Genomic DNA, 14,764 nt, shown 5'->3' with positions numbered 1-14,764 from the left:
TGCACAAGAGCCGCGGCGTTCGTCGATTGATGCGTTTTGTCACCATTCCCCTGCTGTTCCTCACCTTCATGGCGAGCCCCCCGGCCCGTGCGCAGGAGCTTACGATCGGGCTTGCCGCCCCGCTCAGCGGCGATTTCCGGCTTTTGGGACAGCAATGGGCGAACGGCGCGCGCGCGGCGGCGCAAGGCGGTACGGCGCGCCTCGCCGAGGCGGACAGCGCCTGCACGGAGGAAGGGGGTGCGGCGGCGGCACGACAACTTGCAGCGGCGAACGCCTCCGTTGTCATCGGCTTCCTGTGCACGCCCGCGATCGAAGCCGCCATGCCGATCCTGAAGGAAGCCGGCATTCCGGTGATAACGCCGGTCAGGACCAACAGCCTGACGGACCAGAAGGACCGCACCGGGTGGCCGGTCTTCCGCCTGGGGCCGCGTGCGGACGACGAAAGCGAGGCCGTGGCCGCGATCCTCGTGCCGCTCTGGCGCCGGGAGTTCTTCGCCATCGTCGACGACGGCACGATCCATGGCCGCGAGCTGGCGGAGACGCTGCGCGCCGAGGCCGAGCTCGCCAAACTGGAGCCCGTTCTTGTCGATACGTTCCGGCCCCAGCTCGACAACCAGATCGGGCTGGTGGGCCGGCTGCGGCGCGCGGGCGCGACGCGTGTGTTCGTCGGTGGCGACAGGAGCGACATCGCCATCATGGCGCGCGATGCCGAGGGGCTCGGTTACCAGGTCACCTTCGCCGGCGGTGAGGCATTGAGGGCGGAAGACGGCCCCGTTCCCCTCCCCGCCGGTGTCCTGATGGTCGGCCTCCCGCGATGGCAGGATCTGGCGACGCCCGAAGCGAATGCCGTGCTGGACGAGGCCGGCATTCTCCCGGAAGGCTATGTGCTTCCGGGCTTCGCCGCCTTCCAGATCGCGGAAACGGCAAGCCAGGAAGCCGCGCAGGCCGGACTGCCGGTGGCGGACGCGCTCTCGCGCCTTTCCTTCGGCACCGGCATCGGCGAAATCCGCTTCGATGAAAAGGGCGATCTTGCCGGCAATCTCTACCGCCTCTTCCGCTATGACGGCGAACAATTCGTCGAGGCGGACTGATGATACAGACCGGTCCCGGAAATCTCATCACCGACGTTGCCGGCCTGACCGTCGGCAACAGCGATGATGGCCGGCTGAAGTCCGGCGTCACGGTCGTGCTCTGCGATGAACCTGCCGTGGCGGGGGTCCAGGTCCTGGGCGGCGCGCCCGGCACGCGCGAGACCGACCTGCTCGCTCCACAGGCGCTCGTGGAAAGGGTGAACGCCATCGTGCTGTCCGGCGGCTCCGCCTTCGGCCTCGATGCCGCCTCCGGCGTGCAGGCGGCGCTCAGGGAGACGGGGCAAGGCTTCGAGGCGGCCGGCCACCGCGTGCCCATCGTGCCGGCCGCGATCCTCTTCGATCTCGCCAATGGCGGCGACAAGGACTGGGGCCGCTACCCGCCGTACCGGGAACTCGGCTACGAGGCATGCCGGCAAGCCTCCCTGCAATTCGCCCTCGGCACCCACGGTGCGGGCATGGGCGCGCTCACGGCGGGCCTGAAAGGCGGCCTCGGCTCGGCCTCCACCCTGCTTTCCAACGGGATCACGGTGGGCGCGCTTGCCGCCGTGAACGCCGCCGGCTCCGTCACCGTGGGTGAGACCACCCATTTCTGGGCTGCGCCCTTCGAGATCGAGGCGGAGTTCGGCGGCCTCGGCCTCCCCTCACCTATCCCGCCCGAGGCTCGCCGGATCGCCAGGAAGAAAGTCGGCGGGCTTTCGGGAAACACGACCATCGCCGTGATCGCAACCGATGCCAGGCTCGACAAGGCCGCGGCGCAGCGGCTCGCCGTCGCCGCCCATGACGGTTTCGCCCGGGCGATCTGGCCCTCACACACGCCCGTGGACGGAGACCTGGTCTTTGCGCTTGCCACCGGCCGCAAGGAAATGACATCCGACCGGCAAACTGCGATCGAAGTGTACGCCGCGGCGGCCGCGACCATGGCGCGGGCGATCGCCCGTGGAGTGCATGCGGCGAAACCGGCCGAAGGCGACCTCATGCCCGCCTGGGAGGAGCGCCTTGCCGGAAGCCGCGACGCCTGAGCACAAGCACGATCATGAGGGAACAACCATGCCGCCGATCTGCCGCCTGATCATCGCGTTCACGTTCTTGCTCGCGCCTTCCGCCCGCGCGGGGGATATGGCTGCCGTGGAAGTTCTCGGCTTCAGCACCGATGGCGGTATCTTCGCCTTCGAGGAATACGGAGTGCAGGACGGCTCGGGCTTTCCCTATGCCAGCCGGTTCTACATCGACACGGACACGGACAAATTCCTTCCCGATACCCCGATCCGCGTACGGCTCGACGACGAGCAAGCCACTGTTGAGGATGCGCGGCAGCAGGCAAAAATGGAAGCGCAATCAATCATCTCCGACGAAGAGTTGACGGAGCACCAAGGCTTCCGGGCGGGATGGAATGCGGTGACGGAGCTTTCCGCGGATCCGCGGAGGATGATGGTCAATCCGCGGCCCGTCATCCCGCCCCTCGACGAGCCGGTCGAGTTCCGTCTCGAGGAGATGGCGGCGGCGCAGCCGGAAAACTGCCAGGGCATGGGGATGATCGTCGGCTTCCGCCTGCTTCGCGTCGCCACGACGGCAGGCGCCCAGACGGAGCTGGTGCACGAGGACCAGGAAGTGCCTTCAAGCCGCGGCTGCCCACTCGGCTACCGCATTGCGGGGGTGCAGACCTTCCATCCCGATGGCGGTGAGCCGGTCTTCGCCGTGCTCGTCGCTATCCGCCGCGTGGGCTTCGAGGGGCCGGACCACCGCTTCCTTGCCGTGACGGGCAAATTGTGACCGGCGCCGCGCGTTCCCCCGCCATTGCCGGGCCCGGCAGGCTGCTGGGCGGCCGCCTCAGGCGGGCGGTCCCCTCCCCGCGTGCGGCTTCCGCCGGCGCTTTCCTCTGGTCCGTCCTCATGGCGGGCGGCGCATATTGGGGCGTTGCCCACTGGGCGAACCCTTCGCATATCCTCACCGTCCTCTTGATATATGCAGCCGGCGCGGCGGCGGCCTTTCCGCTGGCGATGTTCATGACAGAGGCGGTCGCGGGCGAGAAAATGCCGACCCAGCGTTTCGCTAGCGCCTTCCTGCTCCTGGCGCTGACGACGGTGGGCGTCACCGCCCTCCTCTTCGCCGTGATCTACCGCGCCTATTATGCGCACTGGCACGAGGAGGCGTTCTCCCCCGTCTGGGTGCTGCAGTTCGCCGGTACGGTCCTGAGCGCATTCTACCAGTTCGCGGTCCTCGGGCTGCGCCTCTATTTCCCGTACGGTTTAATAGGACTTTTTGCCGTCAGCCTGTGGTTTGCGGTCCGTGCGCGTTGAGCTTCGCAACACCGTCTGATAGGACCCGACCGGCTTCTACGAAAACAAGGCAAGCCCATGATCCCGCGCTACTCGCGGCCCGAGATGGCCGCCATCTGGTCCCCCGAGACGAAATTCCGCATCTGGTTCGAGATCGAGGCCCATGCGGCCGACGCCATGGCCGAGCTCGGCATCGTGCCGAAGGAGGCCGCCAGGACGGTCTGGGAAAAGGCGGGCAATGCCAAATTCGACATCGACCGCATCGACGAGATCGAGCGCGAGACCAAGCATGACGTGATCGCTTTCCTGACGCATCTGGCCGAGATCGTCGGACCGGAGGCGCGCTTCGTGCATCAGGGCATGACCTCCTCCGACGTGCTCGACACCTGCTTCAACGTGCAGCTCGTGCGAGCGAGCGACATCCTGCTTTCCGATCTGGACAAGCTCCTGGAGACGCTGAAGGCGCGCGCCTTCGAGCACAAGGACACGGTCACCATCGGGCGCAGCCACGGCATCCACGCGGAGCCCACCACCTTCGGGCTGAAGCTCGCGCAAGCCTATGCGGAATTCTCCCGCTGCCGTGAGCGGCTGGTGCATGCCCGCGAGGAGGTGGCGACCTGCGCCATCTCCGGCGCGGTCGGCACCTTCGCCAATATCGACCCGCGCGTGGAGGAGCATGTCGCGGCCAAGATGGGGCTTAAGCCCGAACCGGTCTCGACCCAGGTGATCCCGCGCGACCGGCACGCCATGTTCTTCGCCACGCTCGCCGTGATCGCCTCCTCCATCGAGCGGCTGGCCACGGAGGTGCGGCACCTGCAGCGCACGGAGGTGCTGGAGGCGGAGGAGTATTTCTCGCCGGGACAGAAGGGCTCCTCGGCCATGCCGCACAAGCGCAACCCCGTGCTGTCGGAGAACCTCACGGGCCTCGCCCGCATGGTGCGCGCCTACGCGATGCCGGCGATGGAGAACGTAGCGCTCTGGCACGAGCGCGACATCTCGCATTCCTCCGTGGAACGGATGATCGGACCGGACGCCACCGTGACGCTCGACTTCGCGCTCGCGCGGCTGACCGGCATGATGGAGAAGCTGGTCGTCTATCCCGAAAGCATGCAGAGGAATCTCGACCGGTTCCGCGGGCTCGTCCATTCGCAGCGCGTGCTGCTCGCACTGACCCAGACGGGCGTGAGCCGGGAGGATGCGTACCGTCTGGTACAGCGCAACGCGATGAAGGTGTGGGAGCACGGCGCCGATTTCCTGCAGGAATTGCTCGCCGACCAGGATGTGCGTGCGGCCCTGTCGGAGAAAGATATCCGCGAAAAATTCGATCTCGGCTATCACACCAAGCATGTGGACACGATCTTCAGGCGGGTGTTCGGGAAGATTTAGGGGGCTGATTTACCCCACTTGCGATTTCAGCTTCCGCTGCGCTCCAGCTAAGATTTGGAAATCGCAAGTGATAGGGACTGCGGCTCTCAACTTGAACGCGGCGATATCCGAATGACGGTGCCCCAAGGGTCTTCGAGCGTGCGCTCGCCCGGCGCGCGCGTGTCGTTGAACGTCACCCATGAAAGCCCCGCCCTCGCGGGGTCGCGGCGCTCGGCACCGGCGCTGTGCCAGGCATTGGCGCCGACATGGTGGTGATAGCCGCCCGACGCGAGGAACACCGCGCTCGGGCCGTAACGCGCCATGGTTTCGAGGCCGAGCGCCTCGTGCCACCATGTCTCCGCTTCCGCCGGATCGCCGACGCGCAGGTGCACATGGCCGATGACCGTACCGTCCGGTACTCCATTCCAGGTCTCGTCGCCTGCCGCCTCCAGCAGGTCGCGGAAGTCGAGCCGGAGCGTCTTCATGGCGATCTCACCGTTCTCCCACTGCCAGCGCTCACGCGGGCGGTCCGCATAGATCTCGATCCCGTTGCCTTCCGGATCGTTCAGGTAGATCGCCTCGCTCACGAGATGGTCCGAGGCGCCGTCTATGCCGATCCGACGCTCCATCGCATAGCGCGTCCAGCGCGCAAGGGCCGCACGGGAAGGCAGAAGAAAGGCGGTGTGGAACAAGCCTGCCTCGCGCGTATCGTCCGGCTTGGCAGACGCATACTGCTCGATGGTCAAAAGCGGCCGTTCGCCGGCGCCGAGCACGATCGCCCCGCTCCCGCGCGACAATTCGTGGAGGCCGACGACGTCGCGGTAATACCGCGCCAGCGCCTCCGAATCGCGTGACGTGAGGCCGACGGCAGCCACGCTGATCGGCGTCGTCGCGGCAAAGGGAAGTTCGGTCATCTTGCATCTCCCGGCCCGCCGGAGTGCCCGGCACAGCACCATATGCATCATCTCGATGCGCCATTCGCTGTCTTGAATGTGACCATGCACCCCTCGGCGCACAAGCGCGGAAAGGAGAACGCCGTGTTCACCATTCGCACATCGTGGAAGCGGGTTGCATCGAGCAGCCTTGCTGGCTAGATGCACCGCCATGAAAGCCAAGGACGCCGACATCCTCATCATTCCCGGATACACCAATTCAGGGCCGGACCACTGGCAGAGCCGCTGGCAAGCGCGGATTTCGACCGCACGCCGCGTCGAGCAGGCGGAGTGGTCCAAACCGGTGCGCGAGGACTGGGTGGACAAGGTGGTGGAGGCCGTCAACGAGTCCGAAAAGCCGGTGGTGCTCGTCGCCCACTCGCTGGGAATAGCCTCGGCCATCCACGGCATTCCGCGTTTCTGCAGACGCGTGGCCGGGGCCTTCTTCGTCGCGCCGCCGGACGTCGCCAACCCGGGGATCAGGCCGAAGCACCTGATGACCTTCGGGCCCTACCCGCGCGCGCCGCTGCCCTTTCCCTCCGTCGTGGTGGCGAGCCGCAACGACCATTTCGGAAGCTTCGAGCAGGCGGAGGACATCGCGGCCGCCTGGGGCTCGCTTCTGCTCGATGCGGGAGACGCCGGGCACATCAATGCCGAAGCGGGCTTCGGCCCATGGCCGGAAGGCTCCCTCGCCTTCGCAAAGTTCCTGGGGCGGCTCTAAGCTAGGCGATGCTTTCCCTGGCTTTGGCAATCATGCCGGCCGCACCGTTCTGGATGTAGCCATAATCGCTGCCGAGAGCGAAGAGCCTGTATCCCATCGCGTGATACCGGCCGACCAGCCCCGGATCGACCGAATAGACGGCAAGGAGCTTGCCGGCCGCCTTCGTCCGCTCGGCGATATGGGCAATGGCGTCCATCATCCCGGCAAGCGAGGGATCGATGGTGCGGCCTTCCGTCCATGCAATCGAGAAATCCGACGGGCCGACGAAGATGCCGTCGATGCCTTCCGTCCCGGCGATCTCGTCGACAACGGCAAGGGCGGCGCGTGTCTCGATCATGGCGAAAGCCAGCGTGCGGCCCCTGCTGCTCTCCAGCCAGTGCTGCCCGCCCGCCTCGCGCGAGCGCGGGAGGGCGAAGGTCGGCCCCCACGAGCGCTCTCCGCGCGGGGGATAGTTCATGGCGGCGGCGAAACGGCGCGCATCCTCCACCGAATTGATCATGGGCGCGATCACCGCCTCGGCGCCGAAGTCGAGCGACCGGCTCGCCATGTCGAAACGGCCCACCGGTATGCGCACGATCGCGTGCCGTTCGCGCAGCATCAGCGGCACGATGCTCCGCAGCACGCTGTCCTCATGATGGCCGCCATGCTGCATATCGAGGGTGACGGCATCGAATTCCGTGCAAGCGATCGCCTCCACGGTGAGCGCGTCCGGAATGCCGGACCAGCCGCTGAGGATCGTCTCGCCGGCCGCCAGCCGATCGGAAAGCCGGCGCATGGCCGCTATTCGCCTTTCACCTGGGCAATGGCCTCGGCAAGCAGCTCCACCATCTTGTTGCGGATCGCATCATCAGTCTCGGTCACGCCGGAGGCGTCGAAGTCACTGCGTATCTTGCGGAACACGTCCTCGTCGCCCGCTTCCTCGAAATCGGCCTTGACGACCTCCTTCGCGTAGGCATCGGCCTGATCGCCCGTTCTGCCGAGCTTTTCAGCGGCCCAAAGGCCCAGCAGCTTGTTGCGCCGCACGGTGGCCTTGAACTTCAGTTCCTCGTCGCGCACGAACATCCGCTCGAATGTTTCCTCGCGCTCTCTCATGTTGCTCATCCTACCCTCCGGCTCTGGCAGCGACGCATACCACGAAGATGCGGCATGCCCGACAAGATTTCGCTTTAGAGACCAGAAGCTTTGGGCCGGGTCAATAGCAGCGCGCGCGGTACTGCGAATCCCGTTGAGGAGAAGAAATGCGCATTGAGGTGGCGGCGTGTTTGCGCTAGAGACCGCAGAAGCCAGCTGGCTCCTCCCCATCTTGCCGAGTCGGGCCGATGATCACCACCTTGGGACCGGCATATGAAACCCAGAGAAAGCCATGAACCGTCGCCGCCGTATTTATGAGGGCAAGGCCAAGATTCTTTACGAAGGTCCTGAACCCGGTACACTGATCCAGTTCTTCAAGGACGATGCGACCGCCTTCAACAAGAAGAAGCACGAAGTCGTCGATGGCAAGGGCGTGCTGAACAACCGCATTTCGGAGTATATCTTCGAACATCTGAACCGGATGGGCATTCCCACCCACTTCATCCGCCGCCTCAACATGCGCGAGCAGCTCATCAAGGAAGTGGAGATCATCCCGCTCGAAATCGTCGTGCGCAATATTGCCGCAGGTTCGCTGGCCAAGAGGCTCGGCATCGAGGAAGGCACGGTGCTGCCGCGCTCCATCATCGAATTCTACTACAAGGCCGATGCGCTTGACGATCCGATGGTGTCGGAGGAGCACGTCACGGCCTTTGGCTGGGCGAGCCCCCAGGAGATCGACGACATCATGGCGCTCGCCATCCGCGTCAACGACTTCCTCTCGGGGCTCTTCCTGGGAGTGGGCATCCAGCTCGTCGACTTCAAGATCGAGTGCGGCCGCCTCTGGGAAGGCGACATGATGCGCATCGTCGTGGCCGACGAGATCTCGCCCGATTCCTGCCGCCTGTGGGACATCAACACGCGCGACAAGCTGGACAAGGACCGTTTCCGCCGCGACATGGGCGGCCTCGTCGAGGCCTACCAGGAAGTCGCGCGCAGGCTGGGCATCATGAACGAGAACGAACCGCCGAAACCCGCCGGGCCCGTGCTCGTCTCGTCGAAACCCGACGAAACCCGCCACTGATCAACATGGGGGCAGAAGAAGGTGATCAAGGCACGCGTCATCGTCACACTCAAGAACGGCGTGCTCGACCCGCAGGGCAAAGCCATCGAGGGCGCACTCGAGGGCTTGAGCTTTTCCGGCGTCGGCTCCGTGCGCCAGGGCAAGGTGTTCGACATCGAACTCGACGGCGCCGACAGGGCCAAGGCGGAAGCCGAGCTGAAGGAAATGTGCGAGCGCTTGCTGGCGAACACGGTGATTGAGAACTATAGTATCTCCATCACCTGAAGTTGTGCTGGAGGGCGGGAATGGCTGAGGCGAACAGCGAGTTCATGTACCAGTTTCTGAAGAAGATGCAGGATCGGTTTGACAAGGTCGATTTCGCGCTGCTCGAACTCAAGTCCGAGGTAACCAATCTGCGCGGAGCCATGGTTGCCCTTCAAAGCGATACCCCCAACCTCTATATGATCCTCGCACGCCACGACGAGCGGCTCGGCCGCATCGAGCGCCGTCTGGAACCGCGCGAACTCGCCGAGACCGAGAAACCTTAGAACCGAACGCATGAAATCAGCCGTCATCCAGCTTCCCGGCCTCAATCGCGACCGCGATATGATCGCCGCGCTCACGAAGATTTCCGGCAAGGCACCGGTCACCGTCTGGCAGACCGAGACGGAACTGCCCGATGTCGACCTGATCGTCATCCCCGGCGGCTTCTCCTATGGCGATTATCTGCGCTGCGGGGCGATCGCGGCGCGCATGCCGGTCATGCATGCCGTGGCCAAAAAAGCGGCCAAGGGCGTGCTCGTGATGGGCGTGTGCAACGGGTTCCAGATCCTGCTCGAGGCCGGCCTGCTTCCTGGCGCCCTGATGCGCAACGCCTCGCTCAAATTCGTCTGCCGCGAGGTGAAGCTCCAGGTGGCGAACGCCAACACGGCCTTCACCCGCGCCTATGCGCCGGGCCAGGTGATCCGCTGCCCGGTCGCCCACCACGACGGCAATTTCTTCGCCGATGCCGAGACGCTCGCGCGCATCGAGGGCGAAGGCCAGGTGGTCTTCCGCTATGCGGAGGGCACGAACCCGAACGGCTCGATCAACGATATTGCCGGCATCGTGAACAAGGGCGGCAATGTGCTGGGCCTCATGCCGCATCCGGAAAACCTCGTCGAGGCAGCCCATGGCGGTTTGGACGGGCGGCCGCTTTTCGAGGGCCTTCTGGGGAAGGCGGCGTGACGCGCGGCGCGCCGGACCGCGCCTCCAGCAAAGGCCGGACCGGTTTTCCCGCCATTCGTATCTTTGCAGCGGCGGGTCTGGTCGGCGCCCTTGCCGCCTGCCGCGGTGAGCCCGGGCCGCTGTCGCTGCAAGCGGATGCCCGGAATCCGGTGAGCGTGCTTCAACGGGTCAATCAGGCCGGTGCGGAATGCTGGATGCGCTCGTCCGACCCGGATTTCCGCGATCTGCGGCTGGTGCCCGAACTCGACACCAGCGCCGGGCGCCCTCGCCTTCTGGTCCTCGAGAAAGGCAATACGAGCGGCCTGCCGGTGATGGTGATCGAGGCGAGCGGCTCGCCGGTAACGATCGAAACCTATGGTCCGCTGGCCGGCACCCGGACGGGAGCCCGTGTGAACGACGATATTGCACGGTGGTCGGGTGGACATGTGAGCTGCAGCTAAGACGATGCGCGCCTGGAGAGCACGAGGGGCATGACGATACCCAATTCCATTCCCATCACCGACGAGCTTGTCTCCGCCCATGGGCTGAAACCGGACGAATATCGGCGCATCCTCGACCTCATCGGCCGCGAGCCGACCTTCACCGAGCTCGGCATCTTCTCCGCCATGTGGAACGAGCATTGCTCGTATAAAAGCTCCAAGAAGTGGCTGCGCACGCTGCCCACCTCCGGCCCGCGGGTGATCCAGGGCCCCGGCGAGAACGCCGGCGTGGTGGATATCGGCGATGGCCAGTGCGTCGTCTTCAAGATGGAGAGCCACAACCATCCCTCCTATATCGAGCCCTATCAGGGCGCGGCGACGGGCGTGGGCGGCATCCTGCGCGATGTCTTCACCATGGGCGCGCGACCGATCGCCGCCATGAACGCGCTGCGCTTCGGCGCGCCGGACCATGCGAAGACGCGGCATCTCGTGGCGGGCGTAGTGGCCGGCATCGGCGGCTACGGCAATTCCTTCGGCGTGCCGACGGTGGGCGGCGAGGTCAATTTCGATCCGCGCTACAACGGCAACTGCCTGGTCAACGCCTTCGCCGCGGGCCTCGCACGCACCGACGCGATATTCTACTCGAAAGCCGAGGGCGTCGGCCTGCCCGTCGTCTATCTCGGCGCCAAGACCGGGCGCGACGGCGTCGGCGGTGCGACCATGGCGTCCGCCGAGTTCGACGCCGACATCGACGAGAAGCGTCCGACCGTGCAGGTGGGCGATCCCTTCACGGAAAAGTGCCTGCTCGAAGCCTGCCTCGAACTGATGGCGACCGGCGCCGTCATCGCCATCCAGGACATGGGGGCAGCCGGCCTCACCTGCTCGGCGGTGGAAATGGGCGCCAAGGGCGATCTCGGCATCGAACTCGACCTCGACAAGGTGCCCGTGCGCGAGGAGCGCATGACGGCCTATGAGATGATGCTCTCGGAAAGCCAGGAGCGCATGCTCATGGTGCTGAGGCCCGAGAAGCGCGAGGAAGCCGAGGCGATCTTCCGCAAATGGGGTCTCGACTTCGCGGTGGTCGGCCACACGACGGACGACCTGCGCTTCCGCATCCGCCACCAGGGCGACGAGGTGGCCGACCTTCCCATCAAGGAACTCGGCGACGAGGCGCCGGAATATGACCGGCCCTGGGTGGTGCCGAAGGCGCCGCCGGCCCTCGATCCCGCCTCCGTGCCCGAGGGCGACATCGCGGATTCGCTCCTGAAGCTCATCGGCTCGCCGGATCTCTCCTCGCGCCGCTGGGTGTGGGAGCAGTACGACACGCTGATCCAGGGCAATTCCCTGCAGATCCCCGGCGGGGACGCGGGTGTGGTGCGCGTCGAGGACCATCCGGCCAAGGCCCTTGCCTTCTCTTCGGATGTGACGCCGCGCTATTGCGAAGCCGACCCCTTCGAGGGCGGAAAGCAGGCCGTGGCAGAGTGCTGGCGCAACCTCACCGCCACCGGGGCGGAGCCGCTGGCGGCCACCGACAATCTCAATTTCGGCAATCCGGAGCGGCCGGAGATCATGGGTCAGCTCGTGCGCGCCATCGAAGGTGTGGGCGAGGCCTGCCGCACGCTCGGCTTTCCCATCGTCTCCGGCAATGTCTCGCTCTACAACGAGACGCTGGGCGAAGCGATCCCGCCCACGCCCACCATTGCCGGCGTCGGCCTCATCCCGGACTGGACGAAGATGGCGCGCATCGCCTTCGCCGGTGAGGGCCAGATGATCCTGCTCGCGGGCGCACCGGAAGGCTGGGGCAGCCATCTCGGCCAATCCGCCTATCTGCGCGAGATCCATGGACGCGCCGAAGGCGCGCCGCCGCCGGTCGATCTCGGGCATGAAAGGCGGGTCGGCGATTTCGTGCGCGGGCTGATCCGCTCGGGCAGGACCACCGTGGTTCATGACTGCTCCGACGGCGGGCTCGCCGTCGCGCTGGCGGAAATGGCGATCGCTTCCGGGATCGGAGCGGAGATCGACACACCGGCAGGAAACGCCGCGGCTGCCTTCTTCGGCGAGGACCAGGGCCGCTATGTGCTCACCGTGTCGGCGGGCCGGGAGGACGGGACGCTGGATGCGCTTTTCGACGAAGCCGGAAAAGCGGGGGTATCCCTCGCCGCGATCGGCATGACCGGCGGGCACGAATTGAAACTGGGCGAAGCGCGTGCCATATCCGTTTCAGAACTCAAAGAAGCCCATGAGGGCTGGTTTCCCCGATTCATGCAGGGCTGAGGGCCCTGCTGAACGGGCGGGCCGAAGGGGAGAGCGAGAATGGCGATGCGTGCCGGCGACATCGAGCGCCTCATCAAGGAATCCATACCCGACGCCAAAGTCACCATCCGCGATCTTGCGGGTGACGGCGACCATTACGCGGCGGAAGTCGTGGCCGAGAGTTTCCGGGGCAAGAGCCGCGTTCAGCAGCACCAGATGGTCTATGACGCGCTCAAGGGCAATATGGGCGGCGTGCTCCATGCGCTCGCCCTGCAGACGAGCGTGCCGGAGTAGGGCTTCGCGCCGCTGCCGCGTCCGCTTGGAGCGCCGGGGAAATGCACGGACGACCGCCACCGAAGGGGTTCCACAGGCTCGCCGCATCGCCTCGTTCATGACGCGCCTTGCGACCACGGAAGGGCAGCACCGTTTCCGATCCTGTCAGGATTTCTCCCCTCCCCGCATTGCACCACGGCGGATCGTGCAATAGATATCGGTAAGCAAAGCTTACGTAGCCGGCCTCCGGGTCGGCACTGAAAGGAAGACGCCATGAGCGGCATCAGCGAATTCATCGAAAACGAAGTGAAGACGAACGACGTGGTTCTCTTCATGAAGGGTACGCCAGGCTTCCCGCAGTGCGGATTTTCCGGCCAGCTCGTGCAGATCCTCGACTATCTCAATGTCGATTATAAGGGCATCAACGTGCTTACTTCCGACGAGCTGCGCCAGGGGATCAAGGAATACTCCAACTGGCCGACCATTCCCCAGCTTTACGTGAAGGGCGAGTTTGTCGGCGGCTGCGACATCGTGCGCGAGATGTTCCAGGCGGGCGAACTGCAGTCGTTCCTGGAAGAAAAAGAGGTGAGCGCCCGCGGCGCGGCCTGACCCTCCGCCGGCTCCGGCCGGCACAGACGTCCGCTTCCGCAAACTGACGGACCGGGCGGCTGCTGAAATCATTTGACTGATGATGCGCTGGCCCGGGCCGGCGCATTTTTTGCCGTTGCCTGGGAATCCTGAGGCATCCTTGCTCCGGATCGGGCGATATTTGATCGATGTGGCGTGCCGCTCTCCCATGGTGCGTCGGTTGCCGGAGCAAGCACAATGGACGAATCGATTGTAAGAGAAGAGCCCTCTTCGCCTGCCTTATCGATCGGAAAGGCGGAATTCATTGCACTTGCTGCGGCCCTGATGGCGCTCAATGCGATGGCGATCGACGTGATGCTGCCTGGACTGCAGCAGATCGGCGCCGCCCTCGGCGTGGCCGACGAGAACAGCCGGCAGTTCATCATCAGCGCCTATGTCGCGGGCCTGGGTGTTGCACAGCTCTTCTACGGACCGGTCACCGACCGTTTCGGGCGCCGCAATCCCCTGCTTTTCGGTCTCGCCATCTATGTCGTCACCGCCTTCGCCTGCGCATTCGCGCCGAGCTTCGGCACCCTGCTCGCGTTCCGCCTCGTGCAGGGGGTCGGTGCGGCCGCAACGCGGGTGATCGCGATCTCCATGATACGCGACGTCTATGGCGGCCGTCGCATGGCCGAGGTCATGTCGATGGTCATGATGGTCTTCATGATCATCCCGGTGGTCGCGCCCAGCCTCGGCCAGGTGGCGATGTTCTTCGGGGGATGGCCGAGCATTTTCCTGCTGATCGGCGTCATGTCCTTCCTCGTCACGATGTGGGTTCTTTTCCGGCTTCCCGAAACGCTCGCACCGGAGATGCAGCGCTCGCTCTCCCTCCGCACGATCGTCGAGGGGTTCCGGCTTGTGGTGACGAACCGGGTGGCGCTCTGCTACGCACTGGCGACCACCGCCATCTTCGGTGCGCTGTTCGGCTTCATCAACTCCGCACAACAGATCTATGTGGAGATCTACCACATGGGCGATCTCTTCCCGCTGATGTTCGCGCTCGGCGCGGGATTGATGGCGCTGTCCTCCTTCACAAACTCGCGTTTCGTGGGCCGCTTCGGCATGCGCCGCCTGTCGCATGGGGCGCTCGTGGGCTTCCTGCTCGTCAACGGCGTGTGGCTCGCGCTGGCGCTCTCCGGCCCTGTACCGTTCCCGCTGTTCTTCGTGCTCTTCTCGCTGGCGATGTTCCAGTTCGGCTGGGTCGGACCGAATTTCAACTCGATCGCGATGGAGCCGCTCGGCCGTGTGGCGGGCACAGCGGCCGCCGTGCTGGGCTTCGTGACCACAATCGGCGGCGGGCTTTTCGGCGCGCTGATCGGCCAGGCTTTCGACGGCACCCTCGTGCCGCTTGCCGCCGGCTATTTCACGCTGGGCGCGATCGGGCTCATCCTGGTGCTGATCGGCGAGCGCGGACGCCTGTTCCAGCAGGTGAGCCCGCAGGTCTAGGCG

Annotated in this window: 18 protein-coding genes; 15 read left to right on the top strand and 3 right to left on the bottom strand. The window is 65.4% G+C overall.

The window, feature by feature from the left end:
* Nucleotides 1-29: 29 nt before the first annotated feature.
* The 5 genes from PVE73_RS12410 to purB are packed head-to-tail and all read left to right on the top strand — an operon-like array spanning nucleotide 30 to nucleotide 4,753.
* Nucleotides 30-1,091 (top strand): branched-chain amino acid ABC transporter substrate-binding protein, encoded by a 1,062-nt coding sequence (locus PVE73_RS12410; protein ID WP_277367436.1) that lies wholly within the window; start codon nucleotides 30-32, stop codon nucleotides 1,089-1,091.
* Complete coding sequence (locus tag PVE73_RS12405) at nucleotides 1,091-2,110, top strand: P1 family peptidase (protein ID WP_277367207.1); 1,020 nt, start codon at nucleotides 1,091-1,093, stop codon at nucleotides 2,108-2,110. Before PVE73_RS12410 ends, PVE73_RS12405 begins: the two co-directional genes overlap by 1 nt.
* Nucleotides 2,111-2,138: 28 nt before the next feature.
* The gene (locus PVE73_RS12400) at nucleotides 2,139-2,861 is read left to right on the top strand and encodes a DUF2259 domain-containing protein (protein ID WP_277367435.1); all 723 of its coding nucleotides are present in this window, start codon (nucleotides 2,139-2,141) and stop codon (nucleotides 2,859-2,861) included.
* Complete coding sequence (locus PVE73_RS12395; protein ID WP_277367206.1) at nucleotides 2,858-3,388, top strand: hypothetical protein; 531 nt, start codon at nucleotides 2,858-2,860, stop codon at nucleotides 3,386-3,388. The genes PVE73_RS12400 and PVE73_RS12395 overlap by 4 nt, the downstream gene beginning before the upstream one ends.
* Before the next feature lie 57 nt (nucleotides 3,389-3,445).
* Nucleotides 3,446-4,753: an adenylosuccinate lyase gene (gene purB, locus PVE73_RS12390; protein ID WP_277367205.1), complete on the top strand. Its 1,308-nt coding sequence runs from the start codon at nucleotides 3,446-3,448 to the stop codon at nucleotides 4,751-4,753.
* A gap of 86 nt (nucleotides 4,754-4,839) precedes the next feature.
* Here purB and PVE73_RS12385 read toward each other — a convergent pair whose 3' ends face one another.
* Nucleotides 4,840-5,646, bottom strand: a complete 807-nt coding sequence (locus tag PVE73_RS12385; protein ID WP_277367204.1) for a VOC family protein — start codon at nucleotides 5,644-5,646, stop codon at nucleotides 4,840-4,842.
* A 190-nt stretch (nucleotides 5,647-5,836) separates the two neighbouring features.
* On the opposite strand from PVE73_RS12385, the gene PVE73_RS12380 reads away from it, so the two are divergent.
* The gene (locus PVE73_RS12380; RefSeq protein WP_277367203.1) at nucleotides 5,837-6,385 is read left to right on the top strand and encodes an alpha/beta hydrolase; all 549 of its coding nucleotides are present in this window, start codon (nucleotides 5,837-5,839) and stop codon (nucleotides 6,383-6,385) included.
* 1 nt (nucleotide 6,386) lies between these two features.
* On the opposite strand, the gene PVE73_RS12375 is transcribed toward PVE73_RS12380, so the two are convergent.
* On the bottom strand, nucleotides 6,387-7,160 hold the full coding sequence (locus PVE73_RS12375; protein ID WP_277367202.1) for an aldolase/citrate lyase family protein: 774 nt from the start codon (nucleotides 7,158-7,160) through the stop codon (nucleotides 6,387-6,389).
* 5 nt (nucleotides 7,161-7,165) lie between these two features.
* The gene (locus PVE73_RS12370; protein WP_277367201.1) at nucleotides 7,166-7,486 is read right to left on the bottom strand and encodes a DUF1476 domain-containing protein; all 321 of its coding nucleotides are present in this window, start codon (nucleotides 7,484-7,486) and stop codon (nucleotides 7,166-7,168) included.
* Nucleotides 7,487-7,748: 262 nt separating this feature from the next.
* Between PVE73_RS12370 and purC the strand changes: the two genes are divergently transcribed.
* The 9 genes from purC to PVE73_RS12325 all read left to right on the top strand — a co-directional run bounded on the left by purC (nucleotide 7,749) and on the right by PVE73_RS12325 (nucleotide 14,761).
* On the top strand, nucleotides 7,749-8,537 hold the full coding sequence (purC, locus tag PVE73_RS12365) for a phosphoribosylaminoimidazolesuccinocarboxamide synthase (RefSeq protein WP_277367200.1): 789 nt from the start codon (nucleotides 7,749-7,751) through the stop codon (nucleotides 8,535-8,537).
* 21 nt (nucleotides 8,538-8,558) lie between these two features.
* Nucleotides 8,559-8,801: a phosphoribosylformylglycinamidine synthase subunit PurS gene (gene purS / locus PVE73_RS12360; RefSeq protein WP_277367199.1), complete on the top strand. Its 243-nt coding sequence runs from the start codon at nucleotides 8,559-8,561 to the stop codon at nucleotides 8,799-8,801.
* Between the two features lie 20 nt (nucleotides 8,802-8,821).
* On the top strand, nucleotides 8,822-9,064 hold the full coding sequence (locus PVE73_RS12355) for a hypothetical protein (RefSeq protein ID WP_277367198.1): 243 nt from the start codon (nucleotides 8,822-8,824) through the stop codon (nucleotides 9,062-9,064).
* A gap of 10 nt (nucleotides 9,065-9,074) precedes the next feature.
* Complete coding sequence (gene purQ / locus PVE73_RS12350) at nucleotides 9,075-9,743, top strand: phosphoribosylformylglycinamidine synthase subunit PurQ (protein WP_277367197.1); 669 nt, start codon at nucleotides 9,075-9,077, stop codon at nucleotides 9,741-9,743.
* On the top strand, nucleotides 9,740-10,183 hold the full coding sequence (locus tag PVE73_RS12345) for a hypothetical protein (protein ID WP_277367196.1): 444 nt from the start codon (nucleotides 9,740-9,742) through the stop codon (nucleotides 10,181-10,183). The genes purQ and PVE73_RS12345 overlap by 4 nt, the downstream gene beginning before the upstream one ends.
* Nucleotides 10,184-10,213: 30 nt before the next feature.
* Nucleotides 10,214-12,436: a phosphoribosylformylglycinamidine synthase subunit PurL gene (purL, locus tag PVE73_RS12340; RefSeq protein ID WP_277367195.1), complete on the top strand. Its 2,223-nt coding sequence runs from the start codon at nucleotides 10,214-10,216 to the stop codon at nucleotides 12,434-12,436.
* A gap of 39 nt (nucleotides 12,437-12,475) precedes the next feature.
* Nucleotides 12,476-12,709 (top strand): BolA family transcriptional regulator, encoded by a 234-nt coding sequence (locus tag PVE73_RS12335; RefSeq protein WP_277367194.1) that lies wholly within the window; start codon nucleotides 12,476-12,478, stop codon nucleotides 12,707-12,709.
* A 252-nt stretch (nucleotides 12,710-12,961) separates the two neighbouring features.
* A complete protein-coding gene (grxD, locus tag PVE73_RS12330; protein ID WP_277367193.1) occupies nucleotides 12,962-13,297 on the top strand; it encodes a Grx4 family monothiol glutaredoxin in 336 nt (111 codons plus the stop codon).
* 216 nt (nucleotides 13,298-13,513) lie between these two features.
* Nucleotides 13,514-14,761: a multidrug effflux MFS transporter gene (locus PVE73_RS12325; protein WP_277367192.1), complete on the top strand. Its 1,248-nt coding sequence runs from the start codon at nucleotides 13,514-13,516 to the stop codon at nucleotides 14,759-14,761.
* The last annotated feature ends 3 nt before the right edge of the window (nucleotides 14,762-14,764 follow it).

Source organism: Chelativorans sp. AA-79, from assembly GCF_029457495.1.
Classification (GTDB): Bacteria; Pseudomonadota; Alphaproteobacteria; order Rhizobiales; family Rhizobiaceae; genus Chelativorans.
The sequence above is the reverse complement of the archived record's forward strand: the minus strand, read 5'-3'. Positions and strand labels throughout refer to the sequence as shown.

Coding starts and splice junctions, on each gene's coding strand:
- PVE73_RS12410 (WP_277367436.1), top strand. CDS start 30: ATGCGTTTTGTCACCATTCCCCTGCTGTTCCTCACCTTCATGGCGAGC.
- PVE73_RS12405 (WP_277367207.1), top strand. CDS start 1,091: ATGATACAGACCGGTCCCGGAAATCTCATCACCGACGTTGCCGGCCTG.
- PVE73_RS12400 (WP_277367435.1), top strand. CDS start 2,139: ATGCCGCCGATCTGCCGCCTGATCATCGCGTTCACGTTCTTGCTCGCG.
- purB (WP_277367205.1), top strand. CDS start 3,446: ATGATCCCGCGCTACTCGCGGCCCGAGATGGCCGCCATCTGGTCCCCC.
- PVE73_RS12385 (WP_277367204.1), bottom strand. CDS start 5,646: ATGACCGAACTTCCCTTTGCCGCGACGACGCCGATCAGCGTGGCTGCC.
- PVE73_RS12380 (WP_277367203.1), top strand. CDS start 5,837: ATGAAAGCCAAGGACGCCGACATCCTCATCATTCCCGGATACACCAAT.
- PVE73_RS12375 (WP_277367202.1), bottom strand. CDS start 7,160: ATGCGCCGGCTTTCCGATCGGCTGGCGGCCGGCGAGACGATCCTCAGC.
- PVE73_RS12370 (WP_277367201.1), bottom strand. CDS start 7,486: ATGAGCAACATGAGAGAGCGCGAGGAAACATTCGAGCGGATGTTCGTG.
- purC (WP_277367200.1), top strand. CDS start 7,749: ATGAACCGTCGCCGCCGTATTTATGAGGGCAAGGCCAAGATTCTTTAC.
- PVE73_RS12355 (WP_277367198.1), top strand. CDS start 8,822: ATGGCTGAGGCGAACAGCGAGTTCATGTACCAGTTTCTGAAGAAGATG.
- purQ (WP_277367197.1), top strand. CDS start 9,075: ATGAAATCAGCCGTCATCCAGCTTCCCGGCCTCAATCGCGACCGCGAT.
- purL (WP_277367195.1), top strand. CDS start 10,214: ATGACGATACCCAATTCCATTCCCATCACCGACGAGCTTGTCTCCGCC.
- PVE73_RS12335 (WP_277367194.1), top strand. CDS start 12,476: ATGGCGATGCGTGCCGGCGACATCGAGCGCCTCATCAAGGAATCCATA.
- grxD (WP_277367193.1), top strand. CDS start 12,962: ATGAGCGGCATCAGCGAATTCATCGAAAACGAAGTGAAGACGAACGAC.
- PVE73_RS12325 (WP_277367192.1), top strand. CDS start 13,514: ATGGACGAATCGATTGTAAGAGAAGAGCCCTCTTCGCCTGCCTTATCG.